This is a genomic window from Pseudomonas putida group bacterium ESBL64 (assembly GCF_045277175.1).
In the GTDB taxonomy this organism is placed as follows: domain Bacteria; phylum Pseudomonadota; class Gammaproteobacteria; order Pseudomonadales; family Pseudomonadaceae; genus Aquipseudomonas; species Aquipseudomonas alloputida.
The window spans coordinates 2,597,501-2,617,326 of record NZ_CP145799.1 but is presented as its reverse complement, the minus strand read 5'-3'; the positions used below and the strand labels follow the sequence as shown (position 1 = coordinate 2,617,326).

16 protein-coding genes and 1 rRNA gene (1 of these 17 cut by a window edge) are annotated in these 19,826 nt (G+C 61.6%); 11 read left to right on the top strand and 6 right to left on the bottom strand.

From position 1 onward, the window contains the following. Positions 1-151: 151 nt before the first annotated feature. Complete coding sequence (locus tag V6093_RS11950; protein WP_012051426.1) at positions 152-1,267, bottom strand: branched-chain amino acid ABC transporter substrate-binding protein; 1,116 nt, start codon at positions 1,265-1,267, stop codon at positions 152-154. A gap of 360 nt (positions 1,268-1,627) precedes the next feature. Here V6093_RS11950 and V6093_RS11945 point away from each other — a divergent pair, with 360 nt between their 5' ends. Both V6093_RS11945 and V6093_RS11940 read left to right on the top strand, forming a co-directional pair. Continuing rightward, on the top strand, positions 1,628-1,939 hold the full coding sequence (locus tag V6093_RS11945; protein ID WP_004576203.1) for a DUF2288 domain-containing protein: 312 nt from the start codon (positions 1,628-1,630) through the stop codon (positions 1,937-1,939). Positions 1,940-2,131: 192 nt separating this feature from the next. Beyond that, a complete protein-coding gene (locus V6093_RS11940) occupies positions 2,132-3,019 on the top strand; it encodes an NAD(P)-dependent oxidoreductase (protein WP_003254870.1) in 888 nt (295 codons plus the stop codon). Here the strand turns inward: V6093_RS11940 and V6093_RS11935 are convergent. Together V6093_RS11935 and rapA are read right to left on the bottom strand one after the other, a co-directional pair. Then, positions 2,919-5,183: a bifunctional diguanylate cyclase/phosphodiesterase gene (locus V6093_RS11935; RefSeq protein ID WP_108079281.1), complete on the bottom strand. Its 2,265-nt coding sequence runs from the start codon at positions 5,181-5,183 to the stop codon at positions 2,919-2,921. The genes V6093_RS11940 and V6093_RS11935 overlap by 101 nt on opposite strands. Before the next feature lie 276 nt (positions 5,184-5,459). Continuing rightward, positions 5,460-8,306 carry an RNA polymerase-associated protein RapA gene (rapA, locus tag V6093_RS11930; protein ID WP_047605050.1) on the bottom strand — a complete coding sequence of 949 codons (2,847 nt, stop codon included), beginning with the start codon at positions 8,304-8,306 and terminating at the stop codon, positions 5,460-5,462. 150 nt (positions 8,307-8,456) lie between these two features. On the opposite strand from rapA, the gene V6093_RS11925 reads away from it, so the two are divergent. From V6093_RS11925 to V6093_RS11890, 8 genes are all read left to right on the top strand, one after another. Next, complete coding sequence (locus V6093_RS11925; RefSeq protein ID WP_267828466.1) at positions 8,457-9,152, top strand: M949_RS01915 family surface polysaccharide biosynthesis protein; 696 nt, start codon at positions 8,457-8,459, stop codon at positions 9,150-9,152. Between the two features lie 63 nt (positions 9,153-9,215). Next, positions 9,216-9,545, top strand: coding sequence for a hypothetical protein (locus tag V6093_RS11920; protein ID WP_003254865.1), 330 nt, complete (start codon positions 9,216-9,218; stop codon positions 9,543-9,545). A gap of 67 nt (positions 9,546-9,612) precedes the next feature. Then, positions 9,613-9,774: a hypothetical protein gene (locus V6093_RS11915; protein WP_003254864.1), complete on the top strand. Its 162-nt coding sequence runs from the start codon at positions 9,613-9,615 to the stop codon at positions 9,772-9,774. A gap of 135 nt (positions 9,775-9,909) precedes the next feature. Then, a complete protein-coding gene (gene ccoM, locus V6093_RS11910; RefSeq protein WP_003254862.1) occupies positions 9,910-10,026 on the top strand; it encodes a cytochrome c oxidase subunit CcoM in 117 nt (38 codons plus the stop codon). Between the two features lie 204 nt (positions 10,027-10,230). Further along, positions 10,231-12,219, top strand: a complete 1,989-nt coding sequence (locus tag V6093_RS11905) for an FUSC family protein (protein WP_004576200.1) — start codon at positions 10,231-10,233, stop codon at positions 12,217-12,219. Next, complete coding sequence (locus tag V6093_RS11900) at positions 12,206-12,412, top strand: DUF1656 domain-containing protein (protein ID WP_003254859.1); 207 nt, start codon at positions 12,206-12,208, stop codon at positions 12,410-12,412. The genes V6093_RS11905 and V6093_RS11900 overlap by 14 nt, the downstream gene beginning before the upstream one ends. Before the next feature lie 12 nt (positions 12,413-12,424). Then, entirely contained in the window at positions 12,425-13,294 is an 870-nt protein-coding gene (locus V6093_RS11895; RefSeq protein ID WP_003254857.1) for an HlyD family secretion protein, read from the top strand. Positions 13,295-13,516: 222 nt separating this feature from the next. Beyond that, the gene (locus tag V6093_RS11890; protein WP_406669804.1) at positions 13,517-13,855 is read left to right on the top strand and encodes a DUF2025 family protein; all 339 of its coding nucleotides are present in this window, start codon (positions 13,517-13,519) and stop codon (positions 13,853-13,855) included. Positions 13,856-13,869: 14 nt separating this feature from the next. Here V6093_RS11890 and V6093_RS11885 read toward each other — a convergent pair whose 3' ends face one another. From V6093_RS11885 to V6093_RS11875, 3 genes are all read right to left on the bottom strand, one after another. Further along, positions 13,870-16,455, bottom strand: a complete 2,586-nt coding sequence (locus V6093_RS11885; RefSeq protein WP_047605052.1) for an EAL domain-containing protein — start codon at positions 16,453-16,455, stop codon at positions 13,870-13,872. Positions 16,456-16,506: 51 nt separating this feature from the next. Beyond that, entirely contained in the window at positions 16,507-17,580 is a 1,074-nt protein-coding gene (locus V6093_RS11880; protein ID WP_121782955.1) for a diguanylate cyclase, read from the bottom strand. 281 nt (positions 17,581-17,861) lie between these two features. Beyond that, the gene (locus tag V6093_RS11875; RefSeq protein ID WP_014860086.1) at positions 17,862-18,758 is read right to left on the bottom strand and encodes a formate/nitrite transporter family protein; all 897 of its coding nucleotides are present in this window, start codon (positions 18,756-18,758) and stop codon (positions 17,862-17,864) included. 457 nt (positions 18,759-19,215) lie between these two features. Between V6093_RS11875 and V6093_RS11870 the strand changes: the two genes are divergently transcribed. Continuing rightward, positions 19,216-19,826, top strand: a 16S ribosomal RNA gene (locus V6093_RS11870) (it continues 926 nt past the right edge of the window).

The window sequence follows — 19,826 nt, the reverse complement described above, 5'->3', positions numbered from 1 at the left end:
TGGCAGGGGTACGGCCAGGAAACCGCGGGTGACGGTTTTAAGATTTTCAGGTGAGCCTGCCCCCGGATCGCGGGGATCGGGCCCATGAACCTCATAAAACGAAGCCCACTGCTCGCACAGTGGGCTCGTAGGTCAGCTATTAGTCACGCAGTTACTGAGGGGAGACTTCGGTCTTCGGCTTGCCGAAGTGCCATTCGTAGACCACGAACTTGAAGTCTTTCAGGTCGCCTTTGTCGTCGAACGACAGTTCGCCGGTCGGGGTCTTGAAGGTGCCTTTGTGGATGGCCTCGGCCACCTTGTCGGTATCATCGGAACCGGCTTTCTTGATGCCTTGAGCGATCAGCTCGACAGCCGAGTAGGCAGGGAATACGAACGGGCCACTTGGGTCCTTGCCGTCAGCCTTGATGGCGTCGACGATCTTCTTGTTCGCCGGGTCTGCGTCGAACGACTTCGGCAGGGTGACCAGCAGGCCTTCGGAGGCGTTCTGGGCGATCTGCGAAATGGAGTCGTTACCCACGCCTTCCGGACCCATGAACTTGGCTTTCAGGCCTTTTTCCTGAGCCTGGCGCAGGATCAGGCCCAGCTCTGGGTGATAGCCGCCGTAGTAGACGAAGTCGACGTTGTTCTGCTTGAGCTTCTGGATGATCGAGGAGAAGTCCTTGTCACCGGCATTCAGGCCTTCAAAGACGGCAACCTTGGTGCCTTTCTTCTCAAGGGTTTGCTTGACGGCGGTGGCGATGCCTTCACCGTACTGCTGCTTGTCGTGCAGAACGGCAACGACCTTCGGCTTGACGTGGTCGGCGATGTAGTTGCCGGCGGCCGGGCCCTGGGCGCTGTCCAGGCCGATGGTGCGGAAGATCAGCTTGTAGCCACGGGCGGTGATTTCCGGCGAAGTGGCGGCCGGGGTGATCATGATCACGCCTTCGTCTTCGTAGATGTCGGACGCAGGCTGGGTGGAGCTGGAGCACAGGTGGCCGACCACGAACTTGACGCCGTCGTTGACCACTTTGTTGGCGACTGCCACGGCCTGTTTAGGGTCGCAGGCGTCGTCGTATTCCTTGGCTTCGAGCATCTTGCCATCCACGCCGCCCGCGGCGTTGATATCCTTGATGGCTTGCTTGGCGCCGATGAACTGCATGTCGCCGTACTGGGTCACAGGACCCGTCTTGGGACCGGCGATGCCGATCTTGATGGTATCGGCGGCAAACGAATGGCTGGCTACCCCGGCCAGTACCATTGCGGCGAACAGCTTGGAAATCTTGATCATAGTGCTCCACTCATTCTGTTGTAATTCTTATAGTCCTGGCGGCCAGGGCTACAGACCGGGCGGGATTTGCGGCGTGGCCATGCCAACGCGCTAGCCCACCTTCCCCCGGAACATGTCCCGGAACTGTACCGGTACAGTGTAGAGCGCTGTTCGAGCGCTTGAAAAGCGGTCGAAAAGTGCGTCTTTCCTGCGTTGTCGCTTGATCGACAGAAAGATACAGAAAGGCGCCATCAAACTGCCTGCATCTGCGATCCCGCCCCACAACTTCGGGGTCAATCGACCAAATTACATATTTGAAACCGGGTTTTTCTGCAAAAATGCCGGCCTTTTTTATTGACCGATTTTTTGCGGATACCACCCATGACTGATCAAACAAGCACCCTCTATGCCAAATTGCTTGGCGAGACGGCAATCATCGAGTGGAAAGCGCTGGAGCGTTTTTGGGCCAAGGGTGACCTGATTTGGGTCGACCCCTGCCTTGACCTGATCGCCGTTGCTGAGGCGATGGCCGAGAATCGCAGCGAGATCTTCGCCAAGTGGCGTAGTGATGGCACTGTTGGGCCGGTATCGGCCGAGCAGGCATTGGACCTGCAAAGCCGCGACCCAGAGATCTGGGCGGTGGTGGTTTCGCCGTTCATCGTGATACAGGTGAAGGGCCAGGAAGAAGCGTGATCTTTTTTGGTGCGCAAAAATACGCATCAGCTCCGTTTTGGTGCTTGAAAGCGATCAAGGCGGGTAGAGGGAAGTAACAATTCGGCGTGGCGGTAACAGTTTACGGGATGCGTAATGTGGCCGCCGTTCTGCCAGGCGCCAACGGAATCGTAGCCCGCCTGGGAAATGTTCGAATCAGTCAGGAGTTTATCGATGAGCACTGCACTACCTTCGCTTGGATTCGCCGGCATCGGCCTGATGGGCCTGCCCATGTGCCGCCGCCTGTTGGCAGCGGGTTATCCGCTGACGGTATGGAACCGCAGCCCGGACAAGTGCGCCGCACTGGTCGCTGCTGGCGCGCGCCTGGCCAGCAGCCCGGCCGAATTGTGCCGTGACAGCGACATGGTACTACTGTGCCTGGCCGACACGGCGGTGGTGCGTGAGGTGGTGTTTGGCGAGCAAGGCATTGCCCAGGGCGGGCGCAGCGGCCAGTTGCTGATCGATTTCTCTAGCCTGGAACCCACCGCCACCCGTGAAATGGCTGCCGAACTGGCAGCACTGTGCGGCATGGCCTGGCTGGATGCACCTGTCTCTGGCGGTACGCCCGGTGCCGAAGCGGGCACGCTGGCGATCATGGTGGGCGGTGAAGCGGCCGATCTGCAGCGTGCACGCCCGGTGCTGGAGGTGCTTGGTCAGCGCGTGACGCATATGGGCGCGGTAGGCACGGGGCAGGTGACCAAGGCTTGCAACCAGATGATCGTAGCGTGCAATGCCCTGGTAATTGCAGAAGTGGTGGCATTGGCCGAACAGTCGGGCGTGGACGCGACGCTGATCGCTGAAGCGCTGGCGGGTGGCTTTGCCGATTCCAAGCCATTGCAGATTCTTGCGCCGCAAATGGCCGAGAGCCGCTTCGAGCCAATCAAGTGGCACGTACGCACGCTGCTCAAGGACCTCGATGGTGCGGTCAAGTTTTCCCGCGAGCAAGGCTCGGCGACGCCGCTCAGTGGCCTTGCCGCGCAACTGATGCGCTTGCACGGTAGCCAGGGTTACCTGCAAAAAGATCCGGCGACCCTGGTTGAGCTGTACCGCAACAAGGTGTGATCCGGCTGCTCTGGCGCTGCAACCGCTCCAGCAGTGGGCGCAACTCGGCCAGCGGTACGGGGTGCCCCAACAGGTATCCCTGCAGGTAGTCGCAGCCATGGCTTTCGAGGAACGCCCGCTGTTCGGCAGTTTCCACGCCCTCGCTGACTACCCGCAGGTGCAGCGTATGCGCCATGGCGATGATCGCCTGGACAATCTCGCGGTCTTTCTGGCTGCCCGGTACATCCTGTAGAAAGGTGCGGTCGATCTTCAGCACATCCAATGGCAGGCGCTTGAGGTAGGCCAGTGACGAGTAGCCGGTACCAAAGTCATCGATCGAAAGTGCCACCCCCAAGGCTCGGACGCGTTTGAGCAGGCTGACCGTGCGCTGGATATCGCCCACCAAGGCGTTTTCGGTCACCTCCAGCTCCAGGTGGCGCGGCGCAAGGGCGGCGTGGAACAGCGCCTTTTCTACTTCCTTAGGCAGTTCGTCGTGGCTGAGGGTGACTGCCGAGCAATTGACCGTGACCTGGACCTCGCCGTAGCCGTGGCGCTGCAAGTGGGCCAGGTCGGCACAGGCATGGCGCAGCACCCACAGGTCAAGGTCGATGATCAGGCCGTTGGCTTCGGCAATGCCGACAAAACGGTCGGGCCCGAGCAGGCCGTGTTGAGGATGCTGCCAGCGTACCAGCGCTTCCAGTTTGGCCACTTGCCCGCTGCGCAGGTCGAAGATCGGCTGGTAGTGCACACACAGCCCGCGCTCCTCGAGCAGGGCCAGGCGCAGCTCTTCTTCCAGTTGCAAGGCGATCGACGCGCGAGCCTTCAGGCTGTCATTGAAGAAATTCAGGCTGTTGCGCCCGTTGTCCTTGGATTGGTAGAGGGCCAGGTCGGCATGCTTGAGCAGCTCTTCGGCTGTGCTGCCATCGTCCGGGAAGATACTTATACCAATGCTGGTGGTCATGACCATGCGCCGCCCGCCCAGGTCGATGGGTTCTTTCATCCGTTGCATGATGCGCTGGGCCAGGTGGCGGGCTTCGTCGCGGCTGTTCAGGCTGGTGACCACACAGAACTCGTCGCCACCAAAGCGCGCAACCAGGTCGTGGTTGCGGGTAGCGGCCTTGATGTGGTGGGCGATCACCTTGAGCAGCTCGTCACCGGCATCGTGGCCAAGGCTGTCGTTGATACGCTTGAAATGGTCGATGTCGAGAAACATCACGGCCAGGCGGTTTTCGCTGGCCTGAGTTTCGACCAGGCGCTCGGCGAACACCTGGTTGAATCCGCGGCGGTTGAGCAGGTTGGTCAGGGCATCATAGTGCGCCGCCTGCTGCAGCGAAGCGCGGGCCTGGTCCAGTTGGCTGAGCAGTACGCTGACCCGGCGCAGGTCGTGCTCCTTGCTTTGCAGCTTCTTGTCGGCCAGTGCGGCGCTGATGCTGGCGCCACTGATCAGCAGGGTGATGAAGCCGATGCCCAGTCCCAGCTGCAGGCTGTTGTCGCCAGACGGCAGGCGCAGTGCGGTATCGGCAGGGATGATCAAGGTCATGGCCGACATCGCGGTGAAATGAGTGGCGACGATGCCGCCCGCCATCAGCAGGCTGGCGCCGTACTTCATGGCCTGGTACAGGGTGCCGCTGCCATTGCGCAAGTAGCGGGCCAGGTACAGCGAGGTCAGGGCGGTGAGCAGGGCAATAGCGGCAGAGGCAAGTAGCAAGCCGGTTTGGTAGTACTGGCGGGCACCCGTTTCCATCGCGGCCATGCCGACAAAATGCATGAGGATGATGCCCAGGCCGATCAGCCCTGCGCTCAGCACGAAGTGGTGCGCGCGCATCTTGCTGCGTTCGAGGCTGTGCATGGCCAGCCAGGCCACGCCCAGTGCGATGAGCAGCGAAAGAATGGTCAGGGATACGTCGTAGTGCACGTCCACCGGGGCCCGAAAGGCCAGCATGCTGATGAAGTGCATGGCCCATATGCCGCCTGCCAGGCAGCAAGCTCCAAGCATGTTCCATTGCCGGTGGGCGGTGGGGTCGTCGCTGTGGGACTGGCGCTCGGCCATGTCGAGGGTGGCGAAACAGGCCGCGCAAGCAACGAAATAGGCGAGCAGAACCAAGAGCGGTTCATGACGGCAGTCGATGACGATGCGCCCGGTTGCGGGAAGATCGGCGAACAGTTGCAGCCCCAGCCATTCCATGGAATGCCTCTTGATCGAGTTTTCACTCGTCTGCGCTACAACCCTGTGCAGACTGTCCAGAGGCAGTATAGGAAGGAGTGCTTAAGCCTTCCTGACTAATGGCACAATGATTTCTACGATTTGGTTATAACTCCAATCGCAGTGAGGAATAAATTTGGGGCCCTGATGCCTTCCTGTGGGAGCGGGCGAGCCCGCGAAGCATCCACTGCGGTGGATGCCACCGGCTTCGCCGGTGTTCGCGGGCGTGCCCGCTCCCACAAGGGCGCGGGGACTGCGTTAGCCAGCCACCAGCACGCGAATGGCTTCCAGGCGCAGGGCGGCCTTCTCCAGCATTGCCAGGCCATCTTCGCGCCGCTTGCGCAGGGCGTCGATTTCGCTGTCACGCACACTTGGGTTGACCGCTTGCAATGCCACCAGGCGCGCCAGCTCTTCGTCGGCCTCGGCTGTCAGGCGGCGCTGGGCTTCGGCCACGCGCTCGTTGTGGGCCGGCAGGATCTTCTCCTCGCCGCCACTGATACGCTTGGCCAGCACATCGCGCTGGGCCTGGACGAACTTGTTGGCGCTGGCGCGCGGTACGCTCTCGAGCTGGTCGTTGAGGGTTTCGAAGGCCACGCGTGACGCCAGGTCGTTGCCATTGGCGTCGAGCAGGCAGCGCAGTGCCGCCGGCGGCAGGTAGCGGCCCAGTTGCAGGCTGCGGGGTGCCACCACCTCGCTGACGAACAGCAGTTCAAGCAGTACGGTGCCTGGTTTGAGCGCTTTGTTCTTGATCAACGCCACGGCGGTGTTGCCCATCGAGCCTGACAGCACCAGATCCATGCCACCCTGCACCATCGGGTGCTCCCAGGTGAGGAACTGCATGTCCTCGCGTGACAGCGCCTGGCCACGGTCATAGGTGATGGTCACGCCTTCATCGTCGCCCAGCGGGAAGCTGGCATCGAGCATCTTCTCGCTCGGCTTGAGGATCAGTGCGTTCTCGGAATGGTCTTCGCTGTCGATGCCGAAAGCGTCGAACAGGGTTTCCATGTAGATCGGCAGGGCGAACTGGTCGTCCTGTTCGAGAATGGCCTCGACCAGCGCCTGACCTTCGCCGGCGCCGCCGGAATTGAGCTCCAGCAGGCGGTCACGGCCAGTGTGCAGTTCGGCTTCCAGGCGCTCGCGCTCGCTGCGGGCGTCGGCCACCAGGGTATCCCAGGCCTTGTGTTCGCCGGCTTCTAGCAGCGGCAGCAGGCGTGGGCCGAACTGGTGCTGCAGGGCATTGCCGGTGGGGCAGGTGTTGAGGAAGGCGTTGAGCCCTTCGTGGTACCACTGGAACAGGCGCTCTTGCGGGCTGTCCTGCAGGTACGGGATGTGCAACTGGATAGTGTGCTTCTGGCCGATCCGGTCAAGGCGGCCGATGCGCTGTTCGAGCAGGTCGGGGTGCGCTGGCAGGTCGAACATCACCAGGTGATGAGCGAACTGGAAGTTGCGGCCTTCGCTGCCGATTTCCGAGCAGATCAGCACCTGGGCGCCAAACTCTTCATCGGCAAAGTAGGCAGCGGCGCGGTCGCGCTCGAGGATGCTCATGCCTTCATGGAACACCGAGGCCGGGATGCCGGAGCGCACGCGCAGGGCGTCCTCCAGGTCCATGGCGGTTTCGGCGTGGGCGCAGATCACCAGCACTTTGGTGCGCTTGAGCATCTTCAGGGTGTCGATCAGCCAGTCGACACGTGGGTCGAAACGCCACCAGCGCTCGTCATCGGCCACTTCACCCTGGGCCTGGAAGGCAACTTCCGGGTACAGCTCGGCGTGCTCGCCGGTTGGCAGGTCGCGGTATTGCTCGGGCGTGGGCAGCGGGTAGGGGTGCAACTGGCGCTCGGGGAAGCCCTGGATCGCCGCACGGGTGTTACGGAACAGCACGCGGCCGGTGCCGTGGCGATCCAGCAGCTCGCGAATCAGCCGCGCGCTGGCCTGGGTGTCGCCGTCGCTGACTGCAGCCAGCAGGGCTTCGCCTTCGGCACCCAGGAAGCCCAGGATGGTGGCGTGGGCCTTGGGCGACAGGCGGCCCTCGTCGAGCAGTTCCTGCACCGCCTCTGCTACCGGGCGGTAGTGCTCGCTTTCTGCGCGGAAAGCGGCCAGGTCGTGAAAACGGTTGGGGTCGAGCAGGCGCAGGCGGGCGAAGTGGCTGTCCTGGCCCAGCTGCTCGGGGGTGGCGGTGAGCAGCAGTACGCCCGGAATCACTTGGGCCAGTTGCTCGACCAGGCCGTATTCGGCGCTGACCTGGTCTTCGTGCCAGACCAGGTGGTGGGCTTCGTCGACGACCATCAGGTCCCAGCCAGCGGCAAACAGTGCGTCCTGGGCCTTTTCGTCGTCGACCAGCCACTCCAGGGCAACCAACGCCAGTTGGGCATCCTCGAACGGGTTGCTGGCGTCGCTTTCGATGAAGCGCTCGGCGTCGAACAGCGCCACTTGCAGATTGAAGCGCCGGCGCATTTCCACCAGCCACTGGTGCTGGAGGTTTTCCGGCACCAGGATCAGTACGCGGCTGGCGCGACCCGACAGCAGCTGGCGGTGAATGACCAGGCCGGCTTCGATGGTTTTGCCCAGGCCCACTTCGTCGGCCAGCAGAACGCGTGGGGCGCTGCGGTCGGCGACTTCGCGGGCAATGTGCAGTTGGTGGGCGATGGGCTGTGCGCGGCAGCCGCCCAACCCCCACAGTGCCGACTGCATCTGCTTGCTGGTGTGCTGCAGGGTGTTGTAGCGCAGGCTGAACCACGACAGTGGGTCTATCTGCCCGGCGAACAGGCGGTCGCTGGCCAGGCGGAACTGAATGAAGTTCGACAACTGGGTTTCGGGCAGGGTGCGAGGCTGGTTCTGCCCGTCCAGGCCGTGGTAGACCATCAGCCCGTCGATGTCCTCGACTTCGCGTACGGTCAGCTTCCAGCCTTCGAAGTGGGTGATCTGGTCACCTGGCGAGAAGCGCACGCGGGTCAGCGGCGCATTGCGCAGGGAATACTGGCGGGTGTCGCCAGTGGCCGGGTAGAGCACGGTCAACAGGCGGCCATCCTGCGCCAGGATGGTACCCAGGCCGAGCTCTGCTTCGCTGTCGCTGATCCAGCGTTGCCCCGGTTGATACTGCTGCGCCATACTGCCTGAACTCCCGCGATGAAAAAGCCGATTATGTTAACGGATCGGCCGGTCAGACCAAAGTGCCGAGAGCACCGAAAGGTATCGAAAGGCATAGTCTAGTCGTTTCATCGCCCTGCACAGCGCCGCCGATGAGGGCCCCGGATCAACATGTCTGCCAAGCACCGCTGGATCAGCGCTTCGATGGCCGTGGGCAGCCTGGTGCTGCTGAGCGCCTGCGAGCAGAAAAACTTTGAGACATTGCCCCCCATTCCGATGGAGCAGCTTGAGGTACTGGGCGTGCAGACGCCGATAAAGAGCGTGCACTTTCGTGACGGTGACGGCGAAGGGCTGTTGGTCCTGAGCCGCAGCGATGGCCAGGCCAGCGACCTGGAAAGCGAACAGGAAGTGGACAAGGTGGTGCTCAAGGCCACCTTGTACGGGCGCACGGCCGAGAACGACACCTTCAAGGCGCGTTGGCAGGTCGAGCAGGAAACGACCTGCCCGGGGCTGGACCTGGACGTGGACTTCTATAATGACGTCAGTGATGTGAGCGACCTGAACAAGAATGGGGTGGCCGAGATAACGGTGGCCAGCCATGCGTTCTGCGGCGGCGGTATCGACCCGCATGACATCGCCATCGAGATGCGTGAAGGGCAGGCCAGTTACACCATTACCGGCCAGTCGCTGATCACCCCGGCGGGCGAGGAACCGATCGGTGGTGAGCGCGAGGACAGCGCTTCGCTGAAAGCCGCGCCGCCGGTGTTACGCGATCATATGGATGCGGTTTGGCAACAGGTGTACAAGCGGCCCTGGAGCGAGGCCAGTCCGCCAGTCGACGACGAGCCGGGTGACGAAGCCGAGTAAATGTTGTCCATGACATCAAGGTAAAGCTGCGCCTGCCGATACAGGGGGCATAGGAGAACGTCCATGCTGCCGCCGATCATTCCGCTCAGTGCCGCCCCGGTCACCTCGCAACAGGACCCGGTCAAGCCAACCCCCGATATCAAGCCGGTGGTGCCGACGCAGCCTGCGTCCGGCGAAAGTGCCATTGACCTCAAGCGCCAGCGCGACCCGCAGGAGCAGGTATTGTTGCTGCGCGATGAACAGCGCCGCCAGCAGCAACGCCGCAATAAGGGCGAGCAGGAACGCTACGATGCCGTCCCGGGTGACGAGGTCAATGCCGACAATACCGTGCCGGTAGCGCCATTGATGGGCGAGCATGTACGCCAAGGACTGCTGGTGGACATCGAAGTCTGATACGGGGCTGGTCAGCGCCTGCGCCTGGCTTCATCATGCATTTCTCTGTTGATCGTCGAGCCCACCCATGAGCCAAGACAACCTCATCGATTTCGATGCCGAACGTGCCAAGCGCGTCCACGACCTCAAGGAAAAGCGGCTGAACGAAATGCGCAATGCTTTCGAGCAGGCCCTGCCTTTGAGTACCAGCAAGAAAAAGAAGCCCAAGGGCAAACCTAAGAAGCGTTGAAACTTGACGCAGGTCAACCCTGCGCCCCCCTCGCGTGCCCGGCCTCGGGCACCATTGACACTGATCAATTTTCCCCGCCGCCACATTGGTTAACGTGTACCCATCGGACAACGGCAAACGAATGGGGAGGCCAGCATGTTCTTCGACAACGTGGTTATCGCCGGTGTGGTAACGGTCGGGCTGATGGTCGCCTTCTTTGCCGGTCTGGGCATTTTCATCTGGAAGGACTCGAACAAGCGCAAGCCGCGCTGACCTTCCGGGTACACGAGCACGCAAGGCATTTAGGGCGACTTCGGTCGCCCATTTTTTTGCCTGCATTTTTTATTGCCTGAGCTGTCCCTCTCGGTGCAGGCCAATCGCATATACATGATTAGCTAGCTAATTAATCGTTTCCGCTTTATTCTGCTCATCATTGTCTATCTTTTCAGCAAGACTTTTCCCCGCAAGGTCCGCCTCGTGCCCATCACCTTTCAGGCCCTGTTCGCGCCCAACAGCCTCGCCCTCAAGTTTGCCATCAAGACCCTGCTCGGTGGCGGCCTGGCGTTGTGGCTGGCGATGCGCTGGGGGCTGGAGCAACCCTCCTGGGCATTGATGACTGCTTTCATCGTCGCCCAGCCGCTATCGGGCATGGTGGTGCAGAAAGGCTTGGCGCGGTTAGCCGGCACGTTGGTCGGCACAGTCATGTCAGTGCTGTTCATCGGCCTGTTCGCCCAGACCCCCGGGCTGTTCCTGCTTGCCTTGGCGCTGTGGCTGGCCCTGTGTACCGCCGCGTCCACCCAGTTGCGCAGCGCCTGGGCCTATGCTTTCGTGCTGGCCGGCTACACCGCAGCGATCATTGCCTTGCCGGCCATTGACCACCCCCTGCAGGTATTCGACCAGGCCGTGGCGCGCTGTACCGAGATCTGCCTGGGTATTTTCTGTGCAACAGCCAGCAGTGCCTTGCTCTGGCCCATGCGGGTCGAGCAGCAACTGGGCGGGCAGGCACGGCAGGCCTGGCAGAACGGCCTGCAGGCCGCCAGAGCCATGCTGGGCGGAGAGGACGAGGCGCGCAAGGGCCTGCTGGAAAGCCTGGGACGCATCGTTGCCATCGACAGCCAACGTGAACATGCCTGGTTCGAGGGCAATCGCGGGCGCCAACGTGCCCGTGCCATTCGTGGCCTTAGCCAGAAACTGCTGGTGCTGTTGCGTATTTCCCGTTCGGTGCGCCGCCAGTGGCGGCAACTGGATGAGTGTGAGGTCGAGCACCTGACGCCTTGGTTGCAGGAAGTGCGTACGCTGCTCGACCAACCCGACCAGCCCAGCCTGTTGTTGTTGCGTCAGCGTATCTGGGATGCCGCACACGACGAGCAGATCAGTTCGGCGGAGCACTTCTGCCTGGCGCGCATGGCCCTGCTATTGGACTATGCCATGGCCGCCAGCCAGGCACTTGAGGATGTGGAGGCGGGCAGGGCGCCCAAGGACGTGTCCCAGGGGCTGGCCGTGCACCGAGACTGGTCGCTGGCCTTGCTGTTCGGCTCGCGCAGTGCGCTGGCCTTCCTGGTAATGAGTGGTTTCTGGCTGGCCACGGCCTGGCCTTCGGCACCGGGTGGCCTGGTGCTGACCTGCGTGGTCTGCAGCCTGTTCGCCAGTCGCGAGAACGGCGCACAGATCGGCCTGAGTTTTCTGCGCGGGATATTCCTGGCGATACCGGCGGCGTTTCTGGTCGGGCAGATCATGCTGCCGCAATGGAGCAGTTTCGCCATGCTCTGCCTGGGCATGGGCGTGCCACTGTTTCTTGGTGCACTGGGCATGGCCCATCCGCGGACCGGGGCTACGGCCACTTCCTATTGCCTGCACTTCATTGTGCTGGTGTCGCCGCTCAACGCCATGCAGTTCGGCGTGGCGACCATGTTGAACAGTGCCTTGGCCATGCTGGTGGGGGTGTCGGCAGCGGTCATGGCCTTCCGCTTGCTGGTGTTCCGCCACCCGGCCTGGCTGGGCCGGCGCTTGCGTGCTGCAACGCAGAACGACTTGGTGCGCCTGACCCGGCGCGACCTGCGCGGGGCTGACAGCTGGTTTGGCGGGCGCATGGCCGACCGGCTGATGCAACTGGCGCGGCATGCCAGTGAATTACCGGAAGGCGAACGCAAACGCTGGGATGACGGCCTGCACGGGCTGGATATCGGCGACGAACTGGTGCACCTGCGCATGTGCCTGGCGGTCGCCCAGGCCCCTTTGGGGCGGGCCGAGCGCGAGTACCTGCAACACGTGGAGGCAGTGCTGGCCAAAGGGCCGGCTGCCGGGCGTGGGCAGCGGCTGGATGCTGCCAGTGAGCAGTTCATTGCAGCCTTGCGTCGGCTGCCAGCCAGCGACCCGCTTCGCCTGGCCGAGGGGGCGGTGCTGCAATTGCAGAAAAGCTGGGGCAAATGGTGCCGCTGGCAGGAGGACACCCATGGGTTTGCGTGAGTGGGAAGTGGGCGGTGTGCTGCTCAGCCCGTTTCTGCTTTATGTGTTGTTGGCGCTGCTGCTCACCGGCCTGCTGCGCCTGGTGGTGCAGGCCACACCGTTGGGGCGCTGGATCTGGCATGAAGCGCTGTTCGACGCAGCGCTGTTCGTCTGTGTGTTGTTCCTGGTGGTACGCCTGCTGGGAACTTTATAAAGGAGTGTTTCGATGCGTGCGGCCGTACGTATTCTGGTGACCCTGTGTGTGGTGGCCCTGGCCGTGTTGGCCGGCTACCAGCTGTGGCAGTACTACATGCTCACCCCATGGACGCGCGATGCCCGTGTGCGCGCTGATGTGGTGGTGATTGCGCCTGACGTGTCTGGCTGGGTTCGCGAACTCAAAGTCCATGACAACCAGCAGGTCAAGGCTGGCGACCTGTTGATGAGCATTGACCGCGAGCGCTTCCAGGCCGCGTTCGATCAGGCCAGCGCGGTGACCGAGACCCGCGCCCAGCAATTGCGCTTGCGCGAGCGTGAAGCAGCCCGGCGTACTGCCTTGGGGCCAGAGGCGATCAGTGCCGAGTTGCGTGAAAACGCCCAGATCAATGCCGCCATCGCGCGTGGCGAGTTGCATGAGGCCGAGGCGCAGTTGCAGGTGGCCAGGATCAACCTGGCGCGCAGTGAGGTGCGGGCACCGCGCAGCGGGCATATCACCAATCTGCGTCTGGCCGAAGGCAATTATGTGAACACCGGGGAATCGGTGATGGCGCTGGTGGATGATTCGACGTTCTACATCCAGGCCTATTTCGAGGAAACCAAGCTGCCGCGCATTCGCGTTGGGGACACTGTGAAGGTGTGGCTGATGGGCACGGGTGAACCGATGCAGGGGCACGTGGAGAGCATCAGCCGCGGCATCACCGACCGCAACAGCAACCCGGACAGCCAGTTGCTGCCGGAGGTAGAGCCGACCTTCAACTGGGTACGACTGGCCCAGCGCATACCCGTGAGGATTCGCCTGGATCAGGTGCCGGAAGGGCTGACCTTGAGTGCGGGTATGACGGCGAGTGTGCAAGTGCATGAGGACCGCGACCCGCAGTGATGGTGCTGCCCAATAGACAGAGATGTAACGGTCGAAGCGGTACAGCCGGGGCGTGTGGTGAAGGCAGTACAGCTTGAGTTCGTCGACGACGTTGGGCAGGCACGAAAAAATTTGGCGAACGGCCCGCCAGTTGCGTTAGGCTGCCGCTGTGAGTTGCCCGACAGAGGCAACCCTTCTTCCGCCAGGCGTGCGTATCTTCCGATTTCATTGCGAGGTTACGTCATGGCCATCACTTCCCAGGATATCTGCAACGCCGCCGATCAGCTAAAGGGCTTTGTCGGTTTTCACGGCAAGCGCGGTGTTCATATCGTGCGTTTCTCCGAGGACGCGTTCGGCATGGACGTGGCCGACGCCAGTATCACCCCCTGCAGCAAGTTTGTCTGGCGGCCCGAGCAAGGGCAGCGCATGGCGTTGTGCCGCGAACGGCTGTCGCTGTTGCTGGATCAGCATGTGGATGACCGCTTGAACATTGGTGAACCGCTGCGCGCCTACCTGCGCCGCTGTGATCTGCCCGAAATCGTGGCGCAGCGCAGCCTGCAGCAGCACACCCAGTCTGTTTAGGAGCAAGGCCGCGTCTACAAGGGTTGTGCAGTGCTTTGGGAGGTTTGGTGCAACAACGCCGCCAATCCGGCGCTGTCCAGGGGCATGCTCAGGTAATAGCCTTGCACTTCATGGCAGCGATCGTTTTCCAGCGCCTTGAGTTGATGTTCGCTTTCCACGCCTTCGGCTGTCACTGTCAGCCCCATCGCCTCACCCAGGTTGATGATGGCCTGGACCACAGCGCGGTCGCTGCCGCCGTTGTTGTTCAGGCCGCTGATGAAGCGTTTGTCGATCTTGATGCTGTCGAACGGGTAAGTACGCAGGTAGCCCAACGACGAATAGCCGGTGCCGAAATCATCCATGTTCAGGCGCACGCCTAGCTCCTTGAGCGACAGCATGGTGCCTAGCGCGCCCTCGATGTCGTTGAGCATCACGTTCTCGGTAATCTCCAGTTCCAACCGCTGGGCGGGGAAGGCCGTGTCGAGCAAAATTTCGCGCACGTCGGCTACCACATCGCTGCGCAAGAACTGCGCAGGCGACAGGTTGACCGAAACCAGCACGTCGGCTGGCCAGTCATGGGCAGTGCGGCAAGCTTCGCGAAGCACCCAGCGGCCCAGCGCAACAATGATGTCGCTCTGCTCGGCCAACGGAATGAAGGTGTCCGGCCCCAGTAACCCTTCCTGTGGATGCCGCCAGCGCACCAAGGCCTCGACCGCGACGATACGCAGGTCGTCGAGGCGGTAGCGTGGCTGGTAATGCAACTCGAACTCCTCATTGCGCAGGGCCCGGCGCAGGTCGTTCTCCAGCTGGCGGCGGTACTGGATCTGCTGGTTCATTTCGGCAACGAAGTAGCGCCATGTGTTCTTACCATCGGCCTTGGCCTGGTACAGGGCGATGTCGGCGCAGCGGATCAGCTCACCTGCATCGAAGCCCTGGTTACGCGTCTGGGCAACGCCAATGCTGGCACCGATGTGCAGCGGCTGGCTTTCGAAGACGATGGGTTGCTGCAGCAGGCCGATCAGGCGCGCACAGAAGCGGTCGATCTCGCTGCTGTTGTCCATGCCGCTGAGTACCAGGATGAACTCGTCGCCGCCCAGACGCGCGACCAGGTCGCCATCGCGGGTGGTGTCGCGCAGGCGCGTTGCCACTTCTTGCAGCACGGCATCTCCGGCGGCATGACCGAGCGAGTCGTTGATCGGCTTGAAGTTGTCCAGGTCCAGCAGCAACAAGGTCAGCGGCGGCGAGTCACTGCCGCGCAACAAGGCCTGCTCCAAGTGCCGGGCGAGTTTGTTGCGGTTGGCCAGCCCGGTCAGTGGGTCGTGCAGCGAAAGATGCTGGATGCGCGCGTGGGCGTCGACTTCGTCGGTGATATCGCTGGCGGTACCCCGAAAACCGATGGCCTTGCCATCGCGCCAGATAGCGCGGGCGGATATCCGGCAGTAGCGGTTTTGGCCATTCTGGTCGCGGTAAGTGCAGCGCAGGTTGGCCAATTGCTGCGGGTCGGCGGTAGCCAGGGCGTCGAGCCAAGGTGACAACGGCGTGGTGTCGCAGGCCAGCAACTGGTTGAGCGGGTGGCCCAGCCAGCCGTCTACCGGGTAGCCGGTGACGTTGGCGAAGCGTTGCGACAGGTAGGTCAGGCGTTGATGCCGGTCGGTTTCCCAGATCCAGTCGGATGCCGATTCGGCCACCGCGCGGAAACGCTGCTCGCTGGCCTCCAGGGCCTGGTTGCTTTGTTGCAGATGCACGAGCGTGAGGCCGATTGCCCGGGAGCTGCGCAAGGCATGGCGGAACAGGTACAGCATCACCAGGCCAAGTATCAGTAGGGCGCACAACAGTGCTGGCAACACTGCCCGCAGCATCTGACGCCCCGGCAGTGGGCTGTTCCAGGTCAGATGGTAGCCGGTGTCGCCCAGGTCGATGCGCAGGTGGCTGTGATCCTGCATATCCTCCTTTTCCACGTGCATGCCCGTCAGGCCGGCGCCGTTGCCCAACTGCGCCAGTTTGCTTTCGGTGAGCTGGTCAATGAACAGCATCACCGGCGCCTGACTCACCTCGCTGTCGGTAACCTCCCGGTCCGGGCGCACGGCTGCTGCACTGAGTGCGGCCGGCCAGCCATTGAACAGCACGAAACGGGTGACCTGCTCGCGTGAAACCGCCGCCGCGCGGGCCTGTTCGATGATCGGCTGCAGGGGTGTGTCTATATAGCTGTCAGCGCCTGCCTGGCTGGGCTGGCCTTTGAACAAGGCATAGGTGGTGCGGTCGTTTTCCACTACGAACACCCCTTCGTAGCCGCTGGCGCTGTACAGCGACTCGCCTACGTTCTTTTCCTCGTAGGCCCATTGCCAGTCGGCTTGGCCCGACAGGTGCTCGAAGGCTGCATCCCATACGGCATAGCTGGACAGAAACTGGCGCGAGGCGAGCAGCCGTTGTTCCAGCGCCTGGTTCGCATGGAAGGCGCTACGCTGGCGCTCCTGTTGGTCGAGTGTGCTGGCGATATTGAACAGAGCGCCGAGAATGACCAGGCAAGCCAGGCCGAACACTGCGCTGAAACCGGCAATGAGGTGGCGCACCTGAAAGCGCGGTGTGGGGCTAGCGGGTAGAAGCTTGGCGGTCCTGGCCATGCGCGAGCGGCTCCTTCAGGCAACCTCCCGCCAGGCAGACAGGAAGGAGGTTCAATCAGGATAGGCCAGCCTGAGCGCGGCAGCTTCACCGCGGGCAAAATTGACCTGATCGCGGCCAGCGTGCTTGGCGATGTACAGCGCCTTGTCCGCCTGTTCGAGCCAGTGCTCGGGGGACTCGAGGTTGGCCTCGAAGGGTGACAGGCCGATACTCAGGCTGATGCGCAGGTGCGGTAACTGTGGGTTGCGGTAGCTGGAAACCCGCTCGCGCAGACGCTCCATGACTTGGCAGGCCTGGGCTTCACTGATTTCGGGCAGGATCACGCAGAATTCGTCGCCGCCGTAACGCCCGGCCTGGTCGCCCTCGCGCAAACTGCGCCGCAGCTCAGCGCTGAGCTGGCGCAGTACACAGTCGCCGACCACATGGCCAAAGGTGTCGTTGATGGTCTTGAAGTGATCGATGTCGATCAGGGCAATCACCGCGTGCTCCTGTCGCTGCTTGCACGCCTGGAACTTGAGCTGCAGCAGGTCCTTCCAGGCGCCGTGGTTGAACAGCCCGGTCAGGCTGTCGGTGAGGCTCAGGGCGCTCAGCCGGCGCTTGTGGTCGCCCAGCTTGATCGCAAGCTGGTAGCACACCCAGCCCAAGGCCAGTGGGTACAGCGCCAGCATGGGCAGGCACGCATAGACCTGCAGGGGCGTGGCGATCAATTGCAAGCCAGGGCCAAGCAGCAGGATGGCGGCGAGCATGCCAGCCAGTTGCGCCAGCGCTCCGCGAAAGACCATGCGCTTGCCGCCGGCGGCGACGTTGTTCATCGTCATCATCGACAGCACGGTCACGCTGGGTAGCGGGTTGAAGTGCATGGCGGCAGTCCAGAACCCGCCCATCAGCGAGTCCAGCAGAAGGTTGCGCTGTTCCGCCTGGTAAGGCGTTGTCGAGCGAGCAGCCCACTGGTAGGCCACGTGCGGCCACAGCAAACCATTGAACAGTACTAGCAGCCATGTCCAGGAGGGGGGCGACAGCGGCGCAATCGCCGCCATGACAGTGAACAGGCCGATTCCAAGGCCAATGACCCGCGGCAGGTAGATGCGCTTGACGAATGAAAGCCCTTTGCCGATGCGATTGTCCATAATGCTGATCTTCTTCTGCCGGTGTACCGTTCATCGCATAATTCGGATGAATATTGTTGAACAGTGTTACATCGGCGAGAAATGACCTTACAAGCCAATTCACGGTTGATTCGATCACTGTGGTGGGCCGTCGATAACCAGGCTCAGGTGCGACTGGGCGCGCCGCGGACGGGAGCGGGGTAACCTGGAGTCACCGCATGGCGGGCAGAACGGATGTGTAGCCCTGGCCCATGAGTAAGCAGGGCCAGGGGCATGAGCTCACCGTAGCGGCACGCTGATTATCATTTTGGCTCATGTCTGCTGCGCGCGGACTGGGGCTGGTCGTCGTTCAGAAGCCGCGAGGGTGGTTTGCCACTGTCACTGCGCACTTGCGCATGGCTGATCAAGGCGAAGATGAAACTGCCACCGATGATGTTGCCCGCCAGCGTCGGCAGTGCAAATTCCAGCCAGAAACGGCTCCAGGTTTCGTCGCCAGCCCACACCAGGTAGGACACTTCGACTGACCCCACCACTATATGAGTGAAATCGCCAAGGGCCATCAGGTAGGTGATCATCAGAATGATCCAGATCTTGGCGTGCTCCATTGAAGGGATCATCCAGACCATGGTGGCAATCATCCAGCCTGAGACTATGCCCTTGGCGAACATCTGGCTGATGTCGTTCTTCATTACCTTGCGACCGACCTCCAGGAATGCCACATCGGTCTTGCTGTCGAAGATCGGCAGTTCCAGCATCACCCAGGCTACCAGCAGGGTGCCTGCCAGGTTGCCAAACAACACCACGCCCCAGAGGCGTAGCAGTCGTCCGAAGTTGGCCAGCGTAGGGGCGGTCATGACGGGCAGCACGGCGGTGAGCGTATTTTCGGTGAACAGTTGCTGGCGTGCCAGGATCACGGCAAGAAAGCCCGCACTGTAGCCGATGCTGGCGACCACCTGGGCACCATCGCCTTCCGGCAGGCGGGCGTAGAATAGCCCCATGGCCATCAACGACAGCCCCATGGACAGGCCGGCGGCAAGTGCCGACCACCACAACGCGGCAAGTGTACGTTCCAGTTCCTGGTCGCCCTGGTAGCGAATGATTTCGTGCAGCACAGCCGCCCGCGGCGGTTGGCTGTGGCTGACCTCCTGCTCTTCATCTGCAGAGAGGCCGGGGGTTTTCTCGCTTTGCCCATTGCTCATGGCCGCTACGCTCCGTGGTGTGTTTCTTTACAGATCCACGGCGCTTTCATTAGTTGCCGGTTAGCGGCAAAACGTTGATGGAAAAGTTTTTCAGAACAAGGTGTTGACTCTGATTTCAAAGCGCGTATTATTCGCCTCCTCGCAGCGATGAACGCTTCGGGGCAAGCGGTAAGTTGTTGAAGTTGTTAGCTTTCGAAAGAAAGCGGTGGTAAAAAACTTCAAAATAAACGCTTGACAGGCTCTGAGGAAAGCGTAGAGTGCGCGCCTCGGTTGAGACGAAAAGCTCTTAACCAAACGCTCTTTAACAAATTGAATCAAGCAATTCGTGTGGGTGCTTGTGAGTATGGACTGATAGTCAAAAAGATTATCAGCATCACAAGTGGCCATGCGAGAAATCACATAGTCATTTGAGATTGCTGAGCCAAGTTTAGGGTTTCTTAAAAACCCAAGCAGTATTGAGCTGAAGAGTTTGATCATGGCTCAGATTGAACGCTGGCGGCAGGCCTAACACATGCAAGTCGAGCGGATGACGGGAGCTTGCTCCCTGATTCAGCGGCGGACGGGTGAGTAATGCCTAGGAATCTGCCTGGTAGTGGGGGACAACGTTTCGAAAGGAACGCTAATACCGCATACGTCCTACGGGAGAAAGCAGGGGACCTTCGGGCCTTGCGCTATCAGATGAGCCTAGGTCGGATTAGCTAGTTGGTGGGGTAATGGCTCACCAAGGCGACGATCCGTAACTGGTCTGAGAGGATGATCAGTCACACTGGAACTGAGACACGGTCCAGACTCCTACGGGAGGCAGCAGTGGGGAATATTGGACAATGGGCGAAAGCCTGATCCAGCCATGCCGCGTGTGTGAAGAAGGTCTTCGGATTGTAAAGCACTTTAAGTTGGGAGGAAGGGCAGTAAGCTAATACCTTGCTGTTTTGACGTTACCGACAGAATAAGCACCGGCTAACTCTGTGCCAGCAGCCGCGGTAATACAGAGGGTGCAAGCGTTAATCGGAATTACTGGGCGTAAAGCGCGCGTAGGTGGTTTGTTAAGTTGGATGTGAAAGCCCCGGG

Excerpts from the sequence above, each read along its gene's own strand:
- V6093_RS11920 (WP_003254865.1), top strand. The coding sequence starts at position 9,216 with ATGCTGCCGCCGATCATTCCGCTCAGTGCCGCCCCGGTCACCTCGCAA.
- V6093_RS11935 (WP_108079281.1), bottom strand. The coding sequence starts at position 5,183 with ATGGAATGGCTGGGGCTGCAACTGTTCGCCGATCTTCCCGCAACCGGG.
- V6093_RS11925 (WP_267828466.1), top strand. The coding sequence starts at position 8,457 with ATGTCTGCCAAGCACCGCTGGATCAGCGCTTCGATGGCCGTGGGCAGC.
- V6093_RS11890 (WP_406669804.1), top strand. The coding sequence starts at position 13,517 with ATGGCCATCACTTCCCAGGATATCTGCAACGCCGCCGATCAGCTAAAG.
- rapA (WP_047605050.1), bottom strand. The coding sequence starts at position 8,306 with ATGGCGCAGCAGTATCAACCGGGGCAACGCTGGATCAGCGACAGCGAA.
- V6093_RS11915 (WP_003254864.1), top strand. The coding sequence starts at position 9,613 with ATGAGCCAAGACAACCTCATCGATTTCGATGCCGAACGTGCCAAGCGC.
- V6093_RS11945 (WP_004576203.1), top strand. The coding sequence starts at position 1,628 with ATGACTGATCAAACAAGCACCCTCTATGCCAAATTGCTTGGCGAGACG.
- V6093_RS11895 (WP_003254857.1), top strand. The coding sequence starts at position 12,425 with ATGCGTGCGGCCGTACGTATTCTGGTGACCCTGTGTGTGGTGGCCCTG.
- V6093_RS11940 (WP_003254870.1), top strand. The coding sequence starts at position 2,132 with ATGAGCACTGCACTACCTTCGCTTGGATTCGCCGGCATCGGCCTGATG.
- V6093_RS11880 (WP_121782955.1), bottom strand. The coding sequence starts at position 17,580 with ATGGACAATCGCATCGGCAAAGGGCTTTCATTCGTCAAGCGCATCTAC.
- ccoM (WP_003254862.1), top strand. The coding sequence starts at position 9,910 with ATGTTCTTCGACAACGTGGTTATCGCCGGTGTGGTAACGGTCGGGCTG.
- V6093_RS11875 (WP_014860086.1), bottom strand. The coding sequence starts at position 18,758 with ATGAGCAATGGGCAAAGCGAGAAAACCCCCGGCCTCTCTGCAGATGAA.
- V6093_RS11900 (WP_003254859.1), top strand. The coding sequence starts at position 12,206 with ATGGGTTTGCGTGAGTGGGAAGTGGGCGGTGTGCTGCTCAGCCCGTTT.
- V6093_RS11885 (WP_047605052.1), bottom strand. The coding sequence starts at position 16,455 with ATGGCCAGGACCGCCAAGCTTCTACCCGCTAGCCCCACACCGCGCTTT.
- V6093_RS11950 (WP_012051426.1), bottom strand. The coding sequence starts at position 1,267 with ATGATCAAGATTTCCAAGCTGTTCGCCGCAATGGTACTGGCCGGGGTA.